The 16,893-nt window shown below is 39.8% G+C and carries 12 protein-coding genes; 8 read left to right on the top strand and 4 right to left on the bottom strand.

Features of this window, described 5'->3' with window-relative positions:
• Nucleotides 1-275: 275 nt before the first annotated feature.
• Nucleotides 276-641, bottom strand: coding sequence for a DUF4870 domain-containing protein (locus tag I6F53_RS09360; RefSeq protein ID WP_197239347.1), 366 nt, complete (start codon nt 639-641; stop codon nt 276-278).
• A 184-nt stretch (nt 642-825) separates the two neighbouring features.
• Between I6F53_RS09360 and I6F53_RS09365 the strand changes: the two genes are divergently transcribed.
• From I6F53_RS09365 to I6F53_RS09380, 4 genes are all read left to right on the top strand, one after another.
• Nucleotides 826-1,527, top strand: coding sequence for a spondin domain-containing protein (locus I6F53_RS09365; RefSeq protein ID WP_197239349.1), 702 nt, complete (start codon nt 826-828; stop codon nt 1,525-1,527).
• A 10-nt stretch (nt 1,528-1,537) separates the two neighbouring features.
• Complete coding sequence (locus tag I6F53_RS09370; protein ID WP_197239350.1) at nt 1,538-2,275, top strand: spondin domain-containing protein; 738 nt, start codon at nt 1,538-1,540, stop codon at nt 2,273-2,275.
• Nucleotides 2,276-2,337: 62 nt separating this feature from the next.
• Nucleotides 2,338-3,063, top strand: a complete 726-nt coding sequence (locus I6F53_RS09375; protein WP_197239352.1) for a response regulator transcription factor — start codon at nt 2,338-2,340, stop codon at nt 3,061-3,063.
• A 10-nt stretch (nt 3,064-3,073) separates the two neighbouring features.
• On the top strand, nt 3,074-4,561 hold the full coding sequence (locus tag I6F53_RS09380; RefSeq protein WP_197239353.1) for a sensor histidine kinase: 1,488 nt from the start codon (nt 3,074-3,076) through the stop codon (nt 4,559-4,561).
• Between the two features lie 37 nt (nt 4,562-4,598).
• On the opposite strand, the gene I6F53_RS09385 is transcribed toward I6F53_RS09380, so the two are convergent.
• The gene (locus I6F53_RS09385) at nt 4,599-6,773 is read right to left on the bottom strand and encodes a S9 family peptidase (RefSeq protein WP_197239355.1); all 2,175 of its coding nucleotides are present in this window, start codon (nt 6,771-6,773) and stop codon (nt 4,599-4,601) included.
• A gap of 191 nt (nt 6,774-6,964) precedes the next feature.
• Here I6F53_RS09385 and I6F53_RS09390 point away from each other — a divergent pair, with 191 nt between their 5' ends.
• The gene (locus tag I6F53_RS09390; RefSeq protein WP_165729344.1) at nt 6,965-7,435 is read left to right on the top strand and encodes a DUF2721 domain-containing protein; all 471 of its coding nucleotides are present in this window, start codon (nt 6,965-6,967) and stop codon (nt 7,433-7,435) included.
• A gap of 90 nt (nt 7,436-7,525) precedes the next feature.
• Nucleotides 7,526-7,978, top strand: a complete 453-nt coding sequence (locus I6F53_RS09395) for a c-type cytochrome (protein ID WP_197239356.1) — start codon at nt 7,526-7,528, stop codon at nt 7,976-7,978.
• A gap of 88 nt (nt 7,979-8,066) precedes the next feature.
• On the opposite strand, the gene I6F53_RS09400 is transcribed toward I6F53_RS09395, so the two are convergent.
• Complete coding sequence (locus I6F53_RS09400) at nt 8,067-11,189, bottom strand: efflux RND transporter permease subunit (protein WP_197239357.1); 3,123 nt, start codon at nt 11,187-11,189, stop codon at nt 8,067-8,069.
• Between the two features lie 12 nt (nt 11,190-11,201).
• Entirely contained in the window at nt 11,202-12,380 is a 1,179-nt protein-coding gene (locus tag I6F53_RS09405) for an efflux RND transporter periplasmic adaptor subunit (RefSeq protein WP_197239359.1), read from the bottom strand.
• Between the two features lie 287 nt (nt 12,381-12,667).
• Between I6F53_RS09405 and I6F53_RS09410 the strand changes: the two genes are divergently transcribed.
• Entirely contained in the window at nt 12,668-15,175 is a 2,508-nt protein-coding gene (locus I6F53_RS09410; RefSeq protein WP_197239361.1) for a zinc-dependent metalloprotease, read from the top strand.
• Between the two features lie 456 nt (nt 15,176-15,631).
• Nucleotides 15,632-16,888 carry an HlyD family secretion protein gene (locus tag I6F53_RS09415; protein WP_197239362.1) on the top strand — a complete coding sequence of 419 codons (1,257 nt, stop codon included), beginning with the start codon at nt 15,632-15,634 and terminating at the stop codon, nt 16,886-16,888.
• Nucleotides 16,889-16,893 lie beyond the last annotated feature (5 nt).

A 16,893-nucleotide genomic window follows, 5' to 3' on the forward strand; every position in this document is an offset into this window, starting at 1 on the left:
GCCCAAAAGTAGGACCGTTCGAATTTCAAAAACTCGGTACACCATTAAGTCAAAACATGCTTAACTGAATGGTGTTAAGCCTATAGCTGGGTTTACAATACCAATTTTATTAAAAACATGATCATTCTAGCGTATTAAATAACTCACTAACGACATTAAAAATTATTTATATAGAACAACTATGTATCATAATTTTAGCCTTGTTATTGAGCTATTTTCTTATCGCTATAATAGATCACTAATTTAATGCAATTGGTATAAAAATAACTGAGGTTTTATTTTATCAAATTTAAACTAAACGGGTAATTAAACTCTTTACCTTCGTTAGCTTTAATACTCGCCATTACAACCATTATAAACCCAAAAATTGCCACTAAAGGCAGTAATATTAAACCTATCACTGCAAATATTAGTAAAAAACAAACAAGGTAAGCAATTGCCATCGTTATTTGAAAATTAAGTGCTTTTTTGCCATGTACGTCAACAATTGGCATTTCATCTTTTTTAATTAACCACACAATTAATGGCCCAATTATTGAGCCAAACGGCACAACAAACCCAGCAAGCGCACTTAAATGGCATAACATAGCCCACGTACGGTCATCTTTATTAACTGGTTCAACCTGTTGATTTTCTTCCATAACACACTCCTTTTTGTTTTGTGTATGTTGCCTCTTAACTAAACAAATGTCTACTAATCAACCAACGTATTTACCTTTAAAAATCACAGCGTGAAATCTTGTGATAAAAAAGTGATAAGTTTGTGAGAGTTTCTGGAGACGATTATTCAATACTTAACTCGAATCATCACTTACAGGAATAATAATGAAAACTTCTACATTAACAATCGCAATTCTTTTAGCGGCAGCTAGCCAATCGACTATGGCCGCAGAGTTAGACTTAAAGGTTACCAACCTAACCAAGGGTATTCACTTTACTCCACTGTTAATTACAGCACACAACAGCGAAGACACACTATTTGAAGTAGCAACGCAAGCCTCTACAGCATTACAAACAATGGCTGAGGGCGGAAATATTGCAGAGCTAGTTGCACAAGCAACTGCTGCAGGTAGTGATATGGCTGCAAATCCAGCTGAAGGTTTACTTGCACCAGCCGCATCTGCGATGGCAACACTGACCACTACCGACGGTAACGAGTACCTATCCTTAACTGCAATGATGCTACCAACTAATGATGGCTTTGTAGGCTTAAACAGTTGGAAAATTCCAACAGAAGCGGGTACTTACACAATTAATTTAAATGCTTACGATGCAGGCACAGAACAAAACAATGAGCTTGTAGTTGAAGGCTCTGGTGCACCAGGTACTCCGGGTATTCCTGCGGCTCCAGGTGGCGACGCTGGCACTGGCGGTACAGGCATATTAAGTGGTGATACAAATACAAGTATTCATATTCACCCTGGTAGCTTAGGCGATAACGATTTAGAAGCCGGTAATAGCGATTTAAGCAATACGGTACACAGATGGTTAAACCCAGTAGCTCAATTAACCGTTACAGTTAAGTAGGAGCATGATTATGTCATCTGCTAACAACCTTAAAAAAAGTCTACTAGTGCTTGCACTTGCAACCACACTTGCAGCGTGTAGCGATAACGATAATGACGACCCAATAGTTGAAGAGCCGGTCGTTGTTGAGCCAATTGTTGTAGAGCCTGTAATCAGTGAGTTTACTATTACTTTTAGTAACTTAACTGCTGGGCAGCCTTTATCACCGCTCTCTGTCATTGCTTTTGAAGATGAAGCACCTTGGGCATTTGGCACAACGGCTTCTGTTGGTTTAGAAATGCTCGCAGAAAGCGGCGCAAATGAAGAATACCTAAGCTACGAAAGTGCGCTTGCTGCTGTTTCAGCGGAAGGAGGCATTGGCCCTGGTGAGACAACCACAGTAGTTATTTCTGTTGAAGGTCAAGAAGCGCTTAATTTGTCATTTGCTGCAATGCTTGGGAATACAAATGATGCTTTTACCGGTCTTAGTCTTGTAGATGTGTCTTCATTAGAAGTCGGTGGCTCGCTAATGCGTACCACTGTTGCTTATGATGCGGGTACGGAAGCAAATACAGAAACAGCTGAAACTGTGCCAGGTCCTGCCGCTAGCGGTGAAGGGTTTAACGAAATACGTGACGATACTGCCGATATAATAACGATGCATCCAGGCATTGTTTCAAATCTAGATGGTTTATCAACATCAGTACTTGGTGTTGAGCATAAGTTTGATAATCCAGTATCGAAAATAGTAATTATGCGCACGCAGTAACGTTCCAGCTTGTAATGGGGAAGTAAGGGAGCATGGATGCCCCCCTTTTTACGAGGTAATACATGCGTCACGAAAAAATATTAGTAGTAGAAGATGACAGAGAAATAGGTAAGTTAATTGCCACACAGCTAACGTCGCTTAACTTACATGTTGATCATGTTGTAAGCGCAGAACTAGCCTTAAAAAAAATAGCTAAGCATCCCTACGGACTTATTTTACTCGATATAAACTTACCCCAAATGGATGGTTTGAGCTTATGCCGAAAAATAAAAGAGCATTACCCTACTACCTCCGTTATTTTACTCACCGCGCTTAGTAGCGATATGGACAGAGTTATTGGCCTTGAAATGGGCGCCGATGATTATATTTGTAAGCCATTTTTTGCACGCGAATTACAAGCCAGAGTAAAAACCCAACTGCGTCACAGAGCTCAACTACTTGCCAGTCAAAATAACGATAACTCCCCTGCTGATAGCGAGCAAACGCTAAATGTAGGGTCACTTCAAATTGAATTTAGCTCACACCAAGTGTATTTAGGCGAACAAGCACTTAACCTTACCGCCACCGAATTTGATTTACTTGTTTATTTTGCACGCCATCCTAATCATGTTTTTAGCCGCCAGCAGTTGCTCGATAAAGTATGGGGTTACCAACACAGTGGTTACGAGCACACGGTTAATTCACATATAAACCGCTTACGTGCCAAGTTAGAAGAACACCAACAAGCACCTATTATCGAAACCGTTTGGGGTGTTGGTTACAAACTAAACCCTAGCCAACTCAATTAAGACACCCATTATGAAATTATCTTTGTACCAAAAATTAGCTATATCGCTAGTCGTAATTTTTTGTTTTATTTGCGCCCTTGTTTACGGCTGGAGTAAGCAATTAGAACTGACTTCAAAACACCATGCAGAACAAAACCTACATTTAGCGTTAGCTGAGCATTTAGTACAAGATAACCCATTAATAAAAGAGGGTGTTTACGACTACAAAGCCCTTGAAAACCTCTTTCACACCTTAATGTTATTAGGCCCTGCGTTTGAGTTTTATTTTGTAGACGAAACCGGAAAAATTCTTACTTACTCAGCAAAGCCAGGAAAAGTTAAACGCACGCATATTAGTTTAACACCTTTAAAAAGACTGATTAACGATTCAAGCGCAGCACCTATTTATGGTGATAATCCTCGCAATAAAGAGCAACAAAAAATATTTTCAGCCGCGCCAGTATTTAATCACGATAAGTTACAAGGCTATTTATATGTAATTATTGGTGGCGAGGCTTACGACACCTCACTAAGCACTGTAAAAAATAATGATAAGTTATGGCTCGCCGCTTTATGGCTTGGCTCTGCACTCGCATTTTTATTGATTGCGATGCTTATTTTACTACGTTTTTTTACCAACCCAATTCAGCGCTTAGCCCGCGATGTAAGTAATATAGAAGCGGCTAATTACAGCCTTACCGATACAAAGCTAAGTAATTATTCAACGCAAAAAAGTAATGAAGTGCATAGTTTAGGGCGAAGTATTCAAGCCATGCTTACCCGTATTAACGAGCAGTTTAAAGCGCTTGAACAAGGCGATAAACAACGCAAAGAGTTACTAACTCACTTATCGCACGACCTACGTACACCACTTGCCTCCTTGCAAGGGTTTTTAGAAGTATTAAATCAGTCAGGCGAGCAGCTAAGTAAACAAGAGCAGCAAGAATACTTACAGGTATCGCTTAATAATTGTGGGCAATTAAAGCTACTCATAGAGCAAATATTTGAGCTTGCTCACTTAGAAAATGGCGAAATAAACATAAATAAAGAAACCTTTAATTTAGGTGAGTTAATTTACGATTGCATGGCAAAATTTAGTTTAGCCGTTGATAAAAAAGGCATTAGTTTGTCGGTAGAACCTGCGATTTGTGATTTCCCGGTGGTTGCCGATATAGCTAAATTAGAGCGCGTGTTAAGCAACTTAATTGATAACGCAATTAGGCATACCCCTCGTGGCGGCAGCATTTCAGTACATGTAAAACGCAGTGACAATAATCAACTCTTTGTGCATGTATCAGACACGGGGGTAGGTATAAAAGAAGACGAACTTAATGCTATTTTTGACCCTCATTACCAAGCAAGTAACTCTAATAAAGAAGGGCGCCAGCAAGGTGGATTAGGACTGGCTATTTGTAGAGGATTATTAAAACTGATGGATAGCGAAATTTACGTACAAAGTGAAATTGGTAAAGGCACTATGTTTAGCTTTAACTTGCCACAAAAAAAGGTGCTTTCTTAAAAAGCACCTTATTGAGTTAAATCTATTTAAATATTAATTACTTTTTAATACCCGCTAAATCAAGCATAAATGCATAGTTTAGCGCGGTATCTTCTAAGCGTTTAAAGCGACCCGATGCGCCGCCGTGCCCTGCTTCCATATCTATTTTAAACAATAACTTATTGTCATCAGTTTTATAGTCACGAAGCTTAGCAACCCATTTTGCAGGCTCAAAGTATTGAACTTGTGAATCGTGCAAACCAGTCGTTACCAGCATATTAGGGTACGCTTGCTTAGATACTTGGTCGTATGGTGAGTAAGACAACATATAATCGTAGTATTGCTTTTCGTTAGGGTTACCCCATTCGCCATATTCATTTGTTGTAAGCGGAATACTCGCATCAAGCATGGTTGTGACTACATCCACAAACGGTACCGCAGCAACCATCCCTTTATAAAGCTCAGGTGCTTGGTTTGCTACTGCGCCCATTAATAAGCCACCAGCACTGCCACCTAACGCAAATATTTCATCTTTTGCGCCATACTTTTGAGAAACCAATGCTTTGGTTACGTCAACAAAGTCATTAAATGTATTCTTTTTAGTGAGTAGCTTGCCGTCTTCGTACCAAGGACGACCTAGCATTTGCGAGCCACGTACATGGGCAATTGCAAATACAAAACCACGATCGAGTAAGCTCAAGCGTGAGCTGGAGAACGTTGGATCCATTGTTGCGCCGTAAGAGCCGTAACCATATTGTAGTAGCGGGTTAGTGCCATCTTTTTTAAAGGCATTTTTACGATAAACTAAGCTTACCGGTACTTTTATGCCATCGCGGGCTGTTACAAAAATACGCTCTGAAGCGTAATTGTCAGCATAAAAATCACCTAACACAACCTGTTGCTTAAGAAGCGTTTTATCGCCAGTCGCTAAATCTACATCGTACGACGAGCTTGGTGTAGTCATGCTGGTGTAGTAAACACGTAACGTGCTGCTATCTATATCGTTATTGCCATAAGTACCAATTGTATAAGCGCTATCGTTAAAGCTCAGTGGTAACTCTTTACCCGTTTTTAAATTACGCGCAATCAACTTTGATTGGCCCATTTCACGCTCTTGGTAAACTAAGTAGTCATTAAATAAATCAATGCCTTCTAGCTTAATATCATCGCGCGCTGGGATCACACTTTGCCAATTAGCTTTGTCACCTACTTTATCAATATCAACTTTCATCAGCTGAAAATTTACAGCATCTAAGTTAGTGACAATATAATAAGTGTTTCCTAGTTTAGAAATTTCATATTCAAGCCCTGCTTCGCGCTCAATTAAACGCTTAGGCATTGCCTTAGCATCATCAGCACTTAATACTGATACACCCGATGCCGCTGTGCTGCTGTGCCAAATATAAATCTCTGACTCATCTTTACTCTTACTCATACCCATGTAATAGCTGGTATCAGTTTCCTCATAAATTAGCTCGTCATCAGCTTGCGGTGTACCTAACGTATGGCGGTAAACTTGGTAGCCTAACAAGGTTTGTAAATCTTTTTTAATGTAGTAAACCGTTTTATTATCGTTTGCCCACACAATGCCACCGTTAGTGCCTTCAAGTGTGTCTTCGAGTAATTTACCGGTTGTTAAATCTTTTATTTTTACGCTATAAATACGACGACTAACAGTATCTTCACCATAAGCCATTAAATTACCATTCGGGCTTACATCTAAACCGCTTACCGCATAATAATCGTGATCTTTAGCAAGCTCATTTACATCTAAAATAACTTGCTGATCGGTACCTGCAAAATCGCTACTGCGTAAGTAAGTAGTGTATTCGTTATCGCCACGTGTTTGCGTTGAGTAAAAATAATCACCGCTTTTAACTGGGACTGAATCATCGTCTTTTTGAATGCGCCCTTTTAGCTCTTCAAACAACTCACTTTGCAGCGTTTTAGTATGTGCAAGCATGGCATCCGTGTATGTATTTTCAGCTTCTAAATAGTTAATTACCGCTGGCGCTTTTCGTTCGTCATCACGTAACCAGTAGTAGTCATCTATACGTGTATCACCATGAATAGTCATTTCGTGCGGCACTTTTTTAGCAACCGGTGCAATAGCTTGGGCTACTTGAACCGTTTTGACTTGCGTATTATTTTTTTGAGTGTCTTCAGGGGCTTGATTACAGCCACTTAAAATAGCGAGCGATAGTGCGGCAAGTGCAAATGGGGTACGTTTCATCAGTCAAAGTCCTTGTTGTATTTTTATTTTTTATTAAGTAGTTAAATATACCTATAAATGGCCTTTGTTGTGATTTAGTTTGTGAAGCTATGTAAAATAAATCAACGTAATTCCTCTTTTCTTAACAAGCCTACATCAGGTACTCTGTAAATATATAAATCACTTTTAAGCTCAACTGATTAAGGGTAGTAATGAATAGCGAAGTAATTAACATTTTAACTATGGCAAAAGTAATTCAAACGGCCGTTGCCCCCGTATTTTTAATCACAGGTATAGCAGCAACTTTAGGTGTTTTATCTAATCGCTTAGCACGAATTACCGACAGAGCGCGCTTATTGGAGCGAAGATTAAAAGTAAATACAGATGACGATTTTAATAAGTCGCTAGCAACAGAACTCCGCGCTTTATTAAAAAGATCGCGTTTTATACATATTGCTTTTAGTTTAAGTGTATTAAGTGCCTTACTTGTATGTGCTGTGGTTATGTTTTTATTCTTGTCGCACATTCAATCAATTAACTTAAGCGTGACCATTGCTTGTTGTTTTGTAGCTGCCATGGCGTTACTCATTTGTGCATTTATTTCGTTATTAGGTGAAGTGTTTTTAGCAACCCGCAGCATGCGACGAGGCATGATATTTGCCGATATAGGCATTAATGATTAACTTTTCATTAAATCCATCGTATTCGCTTGAATAAAAATGACGTTACATACAAGATATTAAATTAGGAATAATACTCAACAGGGGCAAACTATGAAATTTAAAAAAATATTAGCAGGTATAGCATTAGCTACATGTGCAATTAGCGTATCGGCAAATTCTGCATTTAAAGAACCAAGTGACGCAATTGAATACCGCCAAGCAGCGTTTTCAATGATCTCAGTGCAAATTGGTGACATGGGCGCAATGCTAAAAGGTAAAGTACCTTTTGACGCAGAGCAATTTAAAAAACGCGCTAACAACGCTGCAGCACTTTCAAAAATGCCATGGGAAGCTTTTTACGAAAGTACTGATAAAGGCGAGACCGCAGCACTTGCTGCTGTGTGGGCCGAAAATGCAACTTTCGTTGAAAAAGCGAATGCTTTTGCAGCAAATGCAGACAAGCTAGCGTTAGCTGCTCAATCGGGCGATAAAGCCGTAATTGGTAAGGCTTTTGGCGCTTGGGCTAAAGGCTGTAAAGATTGCCATAAGCAATTTAAAGATTAATTATTGCTGTAGCTAACCTAGCAACAATAAATAGATAATAAAAAGCACTGAGCGTTAATAACGGTCAGTGCTTTTTTATGTTTTTTATCTACGAGACTTTCACAGCTCGGCTTTTAAATGGGCGCTTAAACACCGCACCAATATCACCTAAAATAATATATAAACACGGTACTAATATAAGCGTTATTAACGTTGCAAACATAACAGCAAAACCAAGTGCTACTGCCATAGGTATTACAAACTTAGCCTGCAGGCTTGTTTCAAACATAATAGGTAATACACCAGCAAAGGTTGTTATAGACGTTAATAGTATTGCTCTAAAGCGGGCGCAACCGGCTTCTATTACTGCATTTTTAACGCTAACACCTTCGCGGCGAACTTGGTTTACATAATCGGTCATTACAAGTGAGTCATTTATAACAACACCTGCGGCAGCAATTAAGCCAAAGCCCGACATTAAGCTCATATCTAAATCAAACCAGTAATGACCCCAAATAGCCCCGGTTAAACTAAACGGAATAACCGACATTACAATAAGCGGCTGCGAATAACTTTTAAGCGGTACAGCTAGTAGTATGTATACTAAAATCATTCCGCCAATAAAAAACATTATTTGCTCATTAGCTTGAGCTTGCTGCTCTTCTATTGCACCGCCAAGTTCTGATTTAACACTTGGGAATTCTTCTATTAGCTGTGGCAGTAAGTTTTCTTTTACTTGCTTAACTACTTCACCTGGCTCAATTTGCTCTTCATCAATATTGCCATAAACATACACGGTACGATAACCGCCCTCGCGTCGTATATAGCTAATACCTGGCGTTTCTGTTAATTCTACTACATCGCCAAGTAAGACTTCTCGACCTTGCGGGGTGGTAACAACGGTGTGTTTAAGCGATGAAAATGCTTCTCGAGTCAGTTTAGGGTAACGTACCATTACGCGTACTTCTTCGCCGTTACGGATTACGCGTTGCGCTTCGCCACCATAAAAACTAGCACCTACTTGATTCGCAATACCCGCCAAATCTAAGCCTAAATCGTATGCAACTGGTTTAAGGCTCATTTGCACTTCTTTGCTTGCAGGGTCGATGGTTGAACTAATATCAAACAATCCTTTTTGCTGTTGAAGTAATTGAATAAAACGACGACCTGCTTCATTTAAGGTATCTATGTCTGAGCCATACAATAAATAGCCAAACTCGCCGCCGCCATTACTACCGCCGCCACCAACATCGTCTTGAATAGTTAACGACTTAATACCAGCAATCGTCGGCATAGCTTCACGCCAGCGACGCGAAAGTTCAAATGCATTGTATGGACGTGAATCTTCGTCAACCAATGGCGCAAGTAATTGCGACTCAGTTCTGCCTTGGTTAAATACCAATACATCACGAATAATTTTTTGACCAAACTCACGCTCAGTTTCTTCATCCACTCTAAGTACCATGGCTTCTATTTCACGAATAGCCGCAATAGTTTGTAAGTCAGAAACATTATCATTCATTTCAACTTGTATTTGCGGAAAGTCGTGCGGCACTTTAGGTGTAGGTACTGTGCGCACTTTATTTGAGGTAATAAGCGAAATACTTATTATAAACATAGCAATAAAGGCAAACAAAACGGTCCAGCGCCAATCTACACATTTCGCAATAAAACGTTTATATGGACCATTTACAAAACCAAAAAAGCGCGTATTGAAGCGATCGCGCCAGCCACCTTTTTTAATTGGCGAAAAGTGTGTATGCGCAATATGTGCAGGTAAAATTAGTTTTGACTCAACGAGACTAAACGCCAAGCACAGCATAACCACAACGGCTATACCATAAAAGAAGGCGCTTTCTGGTCCGCTCGACATTGTAAATGGGGCAAATACAGCAATTGTTGTTAATACCCCAAAGGTCGCCGGTGTGGCGACCCGGTTTGCTCCTCGCACCACGTTTTCAACGCCACCACCGCTTTTTTCAACTTCGGTGTAGGCGGATTCCCCTATCACTATGGCATCATCCACCACTATGCCTAGCACCATAATAAACGCAAATAACGAAATAATATTAATACTAATGCCAAATAACGGCATCATCATCATGGCCCCTAAAAAACACACCGGTAAGCCAATCATTACCCAAAGCGCGAGTTTAAAACGCAAGAATAACGACAACATAATTGCCACCAAAATCGCACCTTGAAACAAGTTAGCCTTCATCATATCAAGGCGAGCATTTAGGTAGTAGGTCATGTCCATCAATGGCTCCAACCGAATACCCGGTGGTAGCTGCTTATTTTTTTGCTCAATAAATGCTTTCACCGAATCCGCAACGGGAATCATGTTTTGCTCTTGCGTTGCTTTAACCGATAAGTACACCGCGTTTTCGCCATTAAACTTAAAGTAGCGCTCACCTTCAGTAAACTGATCTTTAATTACGGCAATATCTTGCAGTAAAACTTTAGCGCCATACTCACCAATTTTTACCGGAATTTGTCTAAATTCATCACCTGAGTAAAACTGATTTTCTATTCGAACAGAAATAACGCCTGCGTCTGTTTTTAGCTGCCCCGCCGAAAAGTTAGCTGAGTAACGGCGTACAGCATCCATAACATCACTAAGGGTTAAATTATATTGGCGAAGCGTATCGGGCTCTATTTCAATAGCAATTTCATCTAGCGGTACATCGTTTACAACCAAAGATACATTCGATAGCTGCAGCAACTCATCCTCTATTTGGTTTGCTATCGGCTTAAGCTCCGTAAGCGGCAAATCAGCAACCAGTGTCATGCCTATTACATCTTGTCTAAACTCAACCTGACTTATGGTGACCGGCTCCATACCCGCTGGAAAAGTCGCAATGCCATCTATACGTAACTTTACTTTATCAAGTACGTCGGTAAGTTCTGCATCGGTATTTATTTCGAGGCTTGCCGTACCGCCATTTCTAAATGCGCGATACACGCCTTTTTTAATTTCGGTTATATCTTTAAGTGATTCTTCCACTTTTATAAGAATACTTTCTTCTATTTCCTGAGGAGAGGCACCTGGGTAATTAGCCTCAATATTAATGTAGTTAATCTCTATATTAGGAAACATTTGGCGCTGAATCGTAAAGTAACTTATAGCCCCCATAATAATGATAAAAAACATCATTAAATTAGCGGCTACTGAATTATTAGCAAAGTAGGCAATTAACCCTGTTTGTTTTTGTTGTATTGATTCGCTCATAACTATTACACCCTACAGCTGTTGCGTGTTTGAAGTGCTCGTTTCTGAGCTTTCAGGTTTTGCAGCTACACCTGCAATTTTAACCTGCATTCCTTTTTGCGGGTATTCAGGTAGAGTAATAACGAGTTTGTCATCGGCATTTAAACCGCTGCTAATGTAAAAATACTCACCTTCTTCACGAATAACAGTTACTTTGCGAGGCTCTAGTTCTTGATTTTCGTTTACTACCCACACAGTTTGATTGTTAACTAAAGCTTGCGGTAAACGGTAAATATTATTAAGTATTGCACCTGCAAAATTTACCTGTACATAACTGCCAAACTTAATAGCAGGCTGTTTTGTTTTTAAGCCGTATGGGTCTTCAATACGTACCACTAAACTACTCATACGCGTAGCGTTATCAACAATCCCTAGGTCGCGGTCAATTACACCTTCACGGGTAAAGCTGTTTAGCCCTTTTTGAATAATCGTTGCGGTAATGCCTTTAATACGCTCTGGTAAAAAAACACTGTCGAATCCTGCGATAGGAATAATCACTTCAGCAGTTTCAATATTATTTAGTTCAGCAACTTGCGAACCCATAGTGACATATTGGCCAACACCTACGTTACGGCTAATCACTAATGCATCGTAAGGGGCAGTTACTTCACAATTATCTAAGTCACGCTGTGCACGTTTTAATGCTGCTTGCGCCGATTTAACAGATGCCTGCGCGCTTAGCACTTGAGGTTTACGTAAAAATAAGTCGGTACGTGCTTTACCAGGAAAACGCTTTGCTTCATCTGCGGCTACTTGGGCTTGGGCTTGTTCTTCAATTAAGCCTGCTTGTGCACGGGCAATTTCGGCCTCAGCAACAAGTACTGCAGCTTCATAGTTATCTTTTTCGATAGTAAATAACGTCTCACCGCGAGCAACGACGCCACCGGCTACAAAATTAGGATGCCAACTTAGCACTTCACCCGACACCTGCGCCGAAAGCTGTGTATTTTCAAGCGGCTTTACTTCACCGTAGCTATTAATAATAACTTGATGATCGTTTGCAGCAACAGGCTCAACTTGCACTGTTGGACGAGTATCAATAACTTCTTTTTTTTCTGGTTCTTGTGCAATGGCATTTATTCCCATAAAGCCAACAATACCAACAGCTAGCGCTACAAATGGAAAAATCCATCTAAGTGAATTTGTTTGCATATTCTATTATCCTCAAAACTCTATTAGCATCATAATACCAGAGCCTTATGAAACATTAAGGTGACATTTGTAAGCAACTGTTGCAAATACATATAAACCACTGCTATTTAGGGCTATAAAAATAACTTTGCATGCAGCTCACCTCATTCGTTATATTTTGTTACAAACTTTTGTTTATTAATATCAGTTAATTAGCGTTGTACACTTAAATTTCGTCGCGAAGATGTGCGAAATTAAATTAATTTACGTACAGTCCAATTAAATTAACAAATATTAAAAGTCTCAAAATGAAATTAACGACCATCACCCTTGCGCTTAGCTTAGCGTTTGGCAGCCATGCATTTGCAGCCGATAAAAAAGACGAAAAAGAGCCAAAAACACTTAGCGAAATGATCAAAGGACAAACCGAATTTGCCGGTATATTTAGCCTTTATCAAGACGAAAAAACCGGTAAGCACCTTATGGTGATTAACGAGTCCCAACTTAATACGCCGTTTGTATATTTTGCGCACACTGTCGATGGCGTTACAGATGCAGGCCATTATCGTGGTTCGTACCGTGAAACTAAGTTAATTGAATTTAGAAAATACTTTGATCGTATTGATATCATCAGCAAAACACCTCGCTACAAATTTGACGAAAACAGTGCAATTTCAAAAGCGAGTGATGCCAATATTAGTGAAGCGGTACTTGCGAGCATTAAAATAGAAAAAGAAGAAGACGGTAAAATAGCATTTAACGTAAATAAGTTATTTTTAAGCGAAGCACTTCATAAAGTATCACCTACGCCAAATCCAGCTGATAAAAACGCCAAAAAGCGCTTTAAAGTAGGCAAGTTAGACGATAAAAAATCACGCATTATTAAACAGCGTCCATACCCTAATAATCTAGACGTGGTTGTTGATTACGTATTTACTAACCCAAGCCCAACGGTACGTGGCTCAAATGCAGTAAGCGACCCGCGTAGTATATCGGTAAAAGTTCAGCACTCGTTTGTTGCTCTACCTAGCAATAACTACGCACCACGTATGGATGATGCGCGCATTGGTTATTTTACAAATCAATTTGATCAAATGACATCTGCCGATTGGGCACCTTATGAAGATGTTATAAAACGTTGGGATCTACAAAAGAAAGACCCTAGTGCAGCACTTTCAGAACCAGTAAAACCAATTACTTGGTGGATAGAAAACACCACACCGATTGAATGGCGCGATACTATTCGTGACGCGGTTTTAACATGGAATACTTCTTTTGAAAAAGCCGGTTTTAAAAATGCTTTAGAAGTAAAAGTACAACCAGATGATGCAGATTGGGATGCGGGCGATATTAATTATAACGTACTGCGTTGGACTTCGTCACCTAAGCCTCCATTTGGCGGATACGGACCTGCACTTGCTAACCCATTAACAGGTGAAATACTGGGCTCAGACATTATGCTTGAGTTTGTATTTATGAAAAACCGCTGGATTTACGACACACTTTTCACTCAAGGAACAATGAGCCACGGTGAAACAACAAATACCGGCGAGCTAAATTGCTCACTAGGGCATGAGATTCAACAAAATCTAATGCTTGCTAAAGGCCTTGCTAGCGGCGACAAAATTGAAGATAAAGAAATGCTTCGCCAAGGTCTAACGCAATTGGTACTTCACGAAGTTGGCCATACTTTAGGTCTTAACCACAATATGAAATCATCTATTTTGTGGGATGAAAAAGAAGTACACGACAAAAACAAAACCCAAGGCATAGTAACCGGTTCTGTTATGGATTATGCACCGGCTAATATTGCCCCAATAGGTATGCAGCAAGGTGATATTTTTCAAACAAAACCAGGTCCTTACGATGACTGGGCAATTAACTATGGTTACAGCGTAGCACTTACCGATGAAGCCGCTGAGCAAATGCGACTTGAAAAAATACTTGCTCGCTCAAGTGAACACGCCCTTGCCTTTGGTAACGATGCAGACGATATGCGCTCACCAGGTCGCCATATTGATCCACGTGTAATGATTGGTGATTTGTCGTCCAATCCTGCTGCCTATGGCGCAGACCGTATGGCACTTATTAATAAACTATTTACTGAGCTTAAAGATAAAGCAACCGTTAAAGGCGAGTCCTACCAACAGCTTGTTACCTCTGCTAATAGCTTATTTGGTCAGTACCGAGCGCAAGCAGGTATTGTTTCTCGTCAAATTGGTGGTGTGTACGTTGAGCGCGCTGTAGTGGGTGATACAAACGCAGATAAACCATTTACACCGGTATCGCTTGAGCGTCAAACACAAGCAATGGATATACTCGCAAAATTTGTATTTGCACCAGACGTACTACAAAACATGCAGCCTCTATACAGCTACTTACAACTGCAGCGCCGAGGCTTTAATCACTTTGGTAAAAATGAAGACCCTAAAGCACACCAAATGATTTTAGGTATGCAAAAGTCTGTACTTGCACAGCTATTACACCCTGCTGTGTTACTGCGTATTTCTGACACCGCTTTGTACGGCAATGAATATAGCCTAACTCAGTTTATGGAAGATTTAACCGCCAACATTTTTGTAAAAAGCAAAGATGCCAACTCTATTAGTCACAACTTACAAATTGAGTATGTTAATCAGCTAATCGCGATTGCAGGCCTTCGCAAAGCAAGTAAATACGATAACTTAGCTAAAACAGCGGCGTTATATCAGCTAACTCAAATAGCCGATAGCAGTGTTGCATGGGGATCTGATATAGCAACTAAAGCGCATAAAAAATACATTGATCGCCTAATCACAAAAGCACTAGAAGCGTAAAAAATTAAGCCGTACTTTTAATATTTAACCTAATTAATAAAAGTACGGCCTTTTTCATAACACTACGTTACTGGTATTTACTGTAAATAAAACTAAGGGCAGTTTACTCTTTGTTTTCTACATGGATGCAGTTAGGAGTCATAAGCTTTGCTCAGCGTTTGCTTTACCTATCTCAGGAAAAGCGTACAGGCGATAACTTTATCGCAAAATATGCTATCAGTTTTAACTCTATTTCACCGAAACACTGACCTCAAATCAATTTAACCTGAGTCTTGGTTATTTATTGAACTTAGATCCACAACCGTTATTCAAAACCGAACACCGACTTGTTCGATATCGAACATCTATTTATTTTAAAGCACTATAAAAACAAGCAAAACTTTGAAATATAAGAAAATTTAAATTTGGCATTAAACTTTCATTAACAACTACATCAATCAAAATGATGAGTAGATAATGAATATTAATATTGACCAAAAAACAAAACCGAACAAATTAAAAATGATGCTGACTATTGCAACTCTTTTAGTTGTCATATGTATCGGTTATTTCACAATAAAACCCACCATACCCAAGCTCAGTGCTAGCACGCTCAATACAGTTACTGTGCAACAAGGTGATATTGATATTATGACACCAGTGTATGGTCAATATGCATCACGCTATGAACGCCTGATCAGCGCGCCAGCAGCAGGCCAAGTGGGTGAAATTTATTTACGGGCAGGTGCTGATGTAAAAGCAAGTACTGTTATCGCAAAGTTAGTTAATCCTGATTTGCATCAGCAACTGTTTGAATCACAAGCAAAACTTGAACGGATGAACTCTGAATTTGCAGCATTTAAGTTTCAAAAACAAAATGAACAACTCACTTTTCAAGCCGAACTCGCTGATATTGATAGTCAGATACAAGGCGCTAAATTAGATGTAGATGTTAACCAGCGCCTATCAGACCAGGGCATTGCTGCAAAAATCGATTTAGAGCGCGCTATTCTTAAATACAACCAGCTCAAAAAGCGCCTAGAGTTTGCAAAATATCGTTTTGAAAAGCAAAAAGAAATGCACAAGCTAGAACTTGAGCAACAGAAAATTTTATTAACTCAACAACAAAAACAAGTCGCTTTAGTCAACAATAAAGTGGCAGCATTAACTATCACAGCAGGAATAACAGGCACGCTACAGCGTTTAGATATTGAGCTTGGCCAACGAGTAAACCAAGGGCAACCAATGGCGCGCATTGGTTCAAAAACACAGTTGATGGCAAAACTAAATATCCCACAACGTATTGCTGAGCGTATACAACTTGGCGCGGCAGTTGAGTTAAAACACCCAACAGGCAAGCTAAAAGGGCATGTTAAACAATTAGCGTCGGTGGTTGAAAACGGCTTTATCGTCGCAGAAGTGCACCTAAGCGAGCCTCTACCTGCAAACTTACGTCCAGCACAACCTGTCAATGCATTCGTATTTGTCGAACGCAAGAAAAATGTACTTTATGTGAACCAACAGCCCGGATTAAAACCACTTGGCGCGCAACAACTCTATAAACACATTCCTAACCAAGCACAATTACAACAACAGCAAATAACCTTTGGTGAACTATCAGGCACGAACTTACTCATCACCAACGGCGCCATTGCAGGTGAAAAAATTATCACAAATGATTTAAGCCAATGGCATACTTACAGCCACTTGGCCCTAGATACAACTAACCTTTAAGGAAA

Origin of the sequence: Pseudoalteromonas sp. SWN29 (assembly GCF_015864465.1) — a bacterium.
In the GTDB taxonomy this organism is placed as follows: domain Bacteria; phylum Pseudomonadota; class Gammaproteobacteria; order Enterobacterales; family Alteromonadaceae; genus Pseudoalteromonas.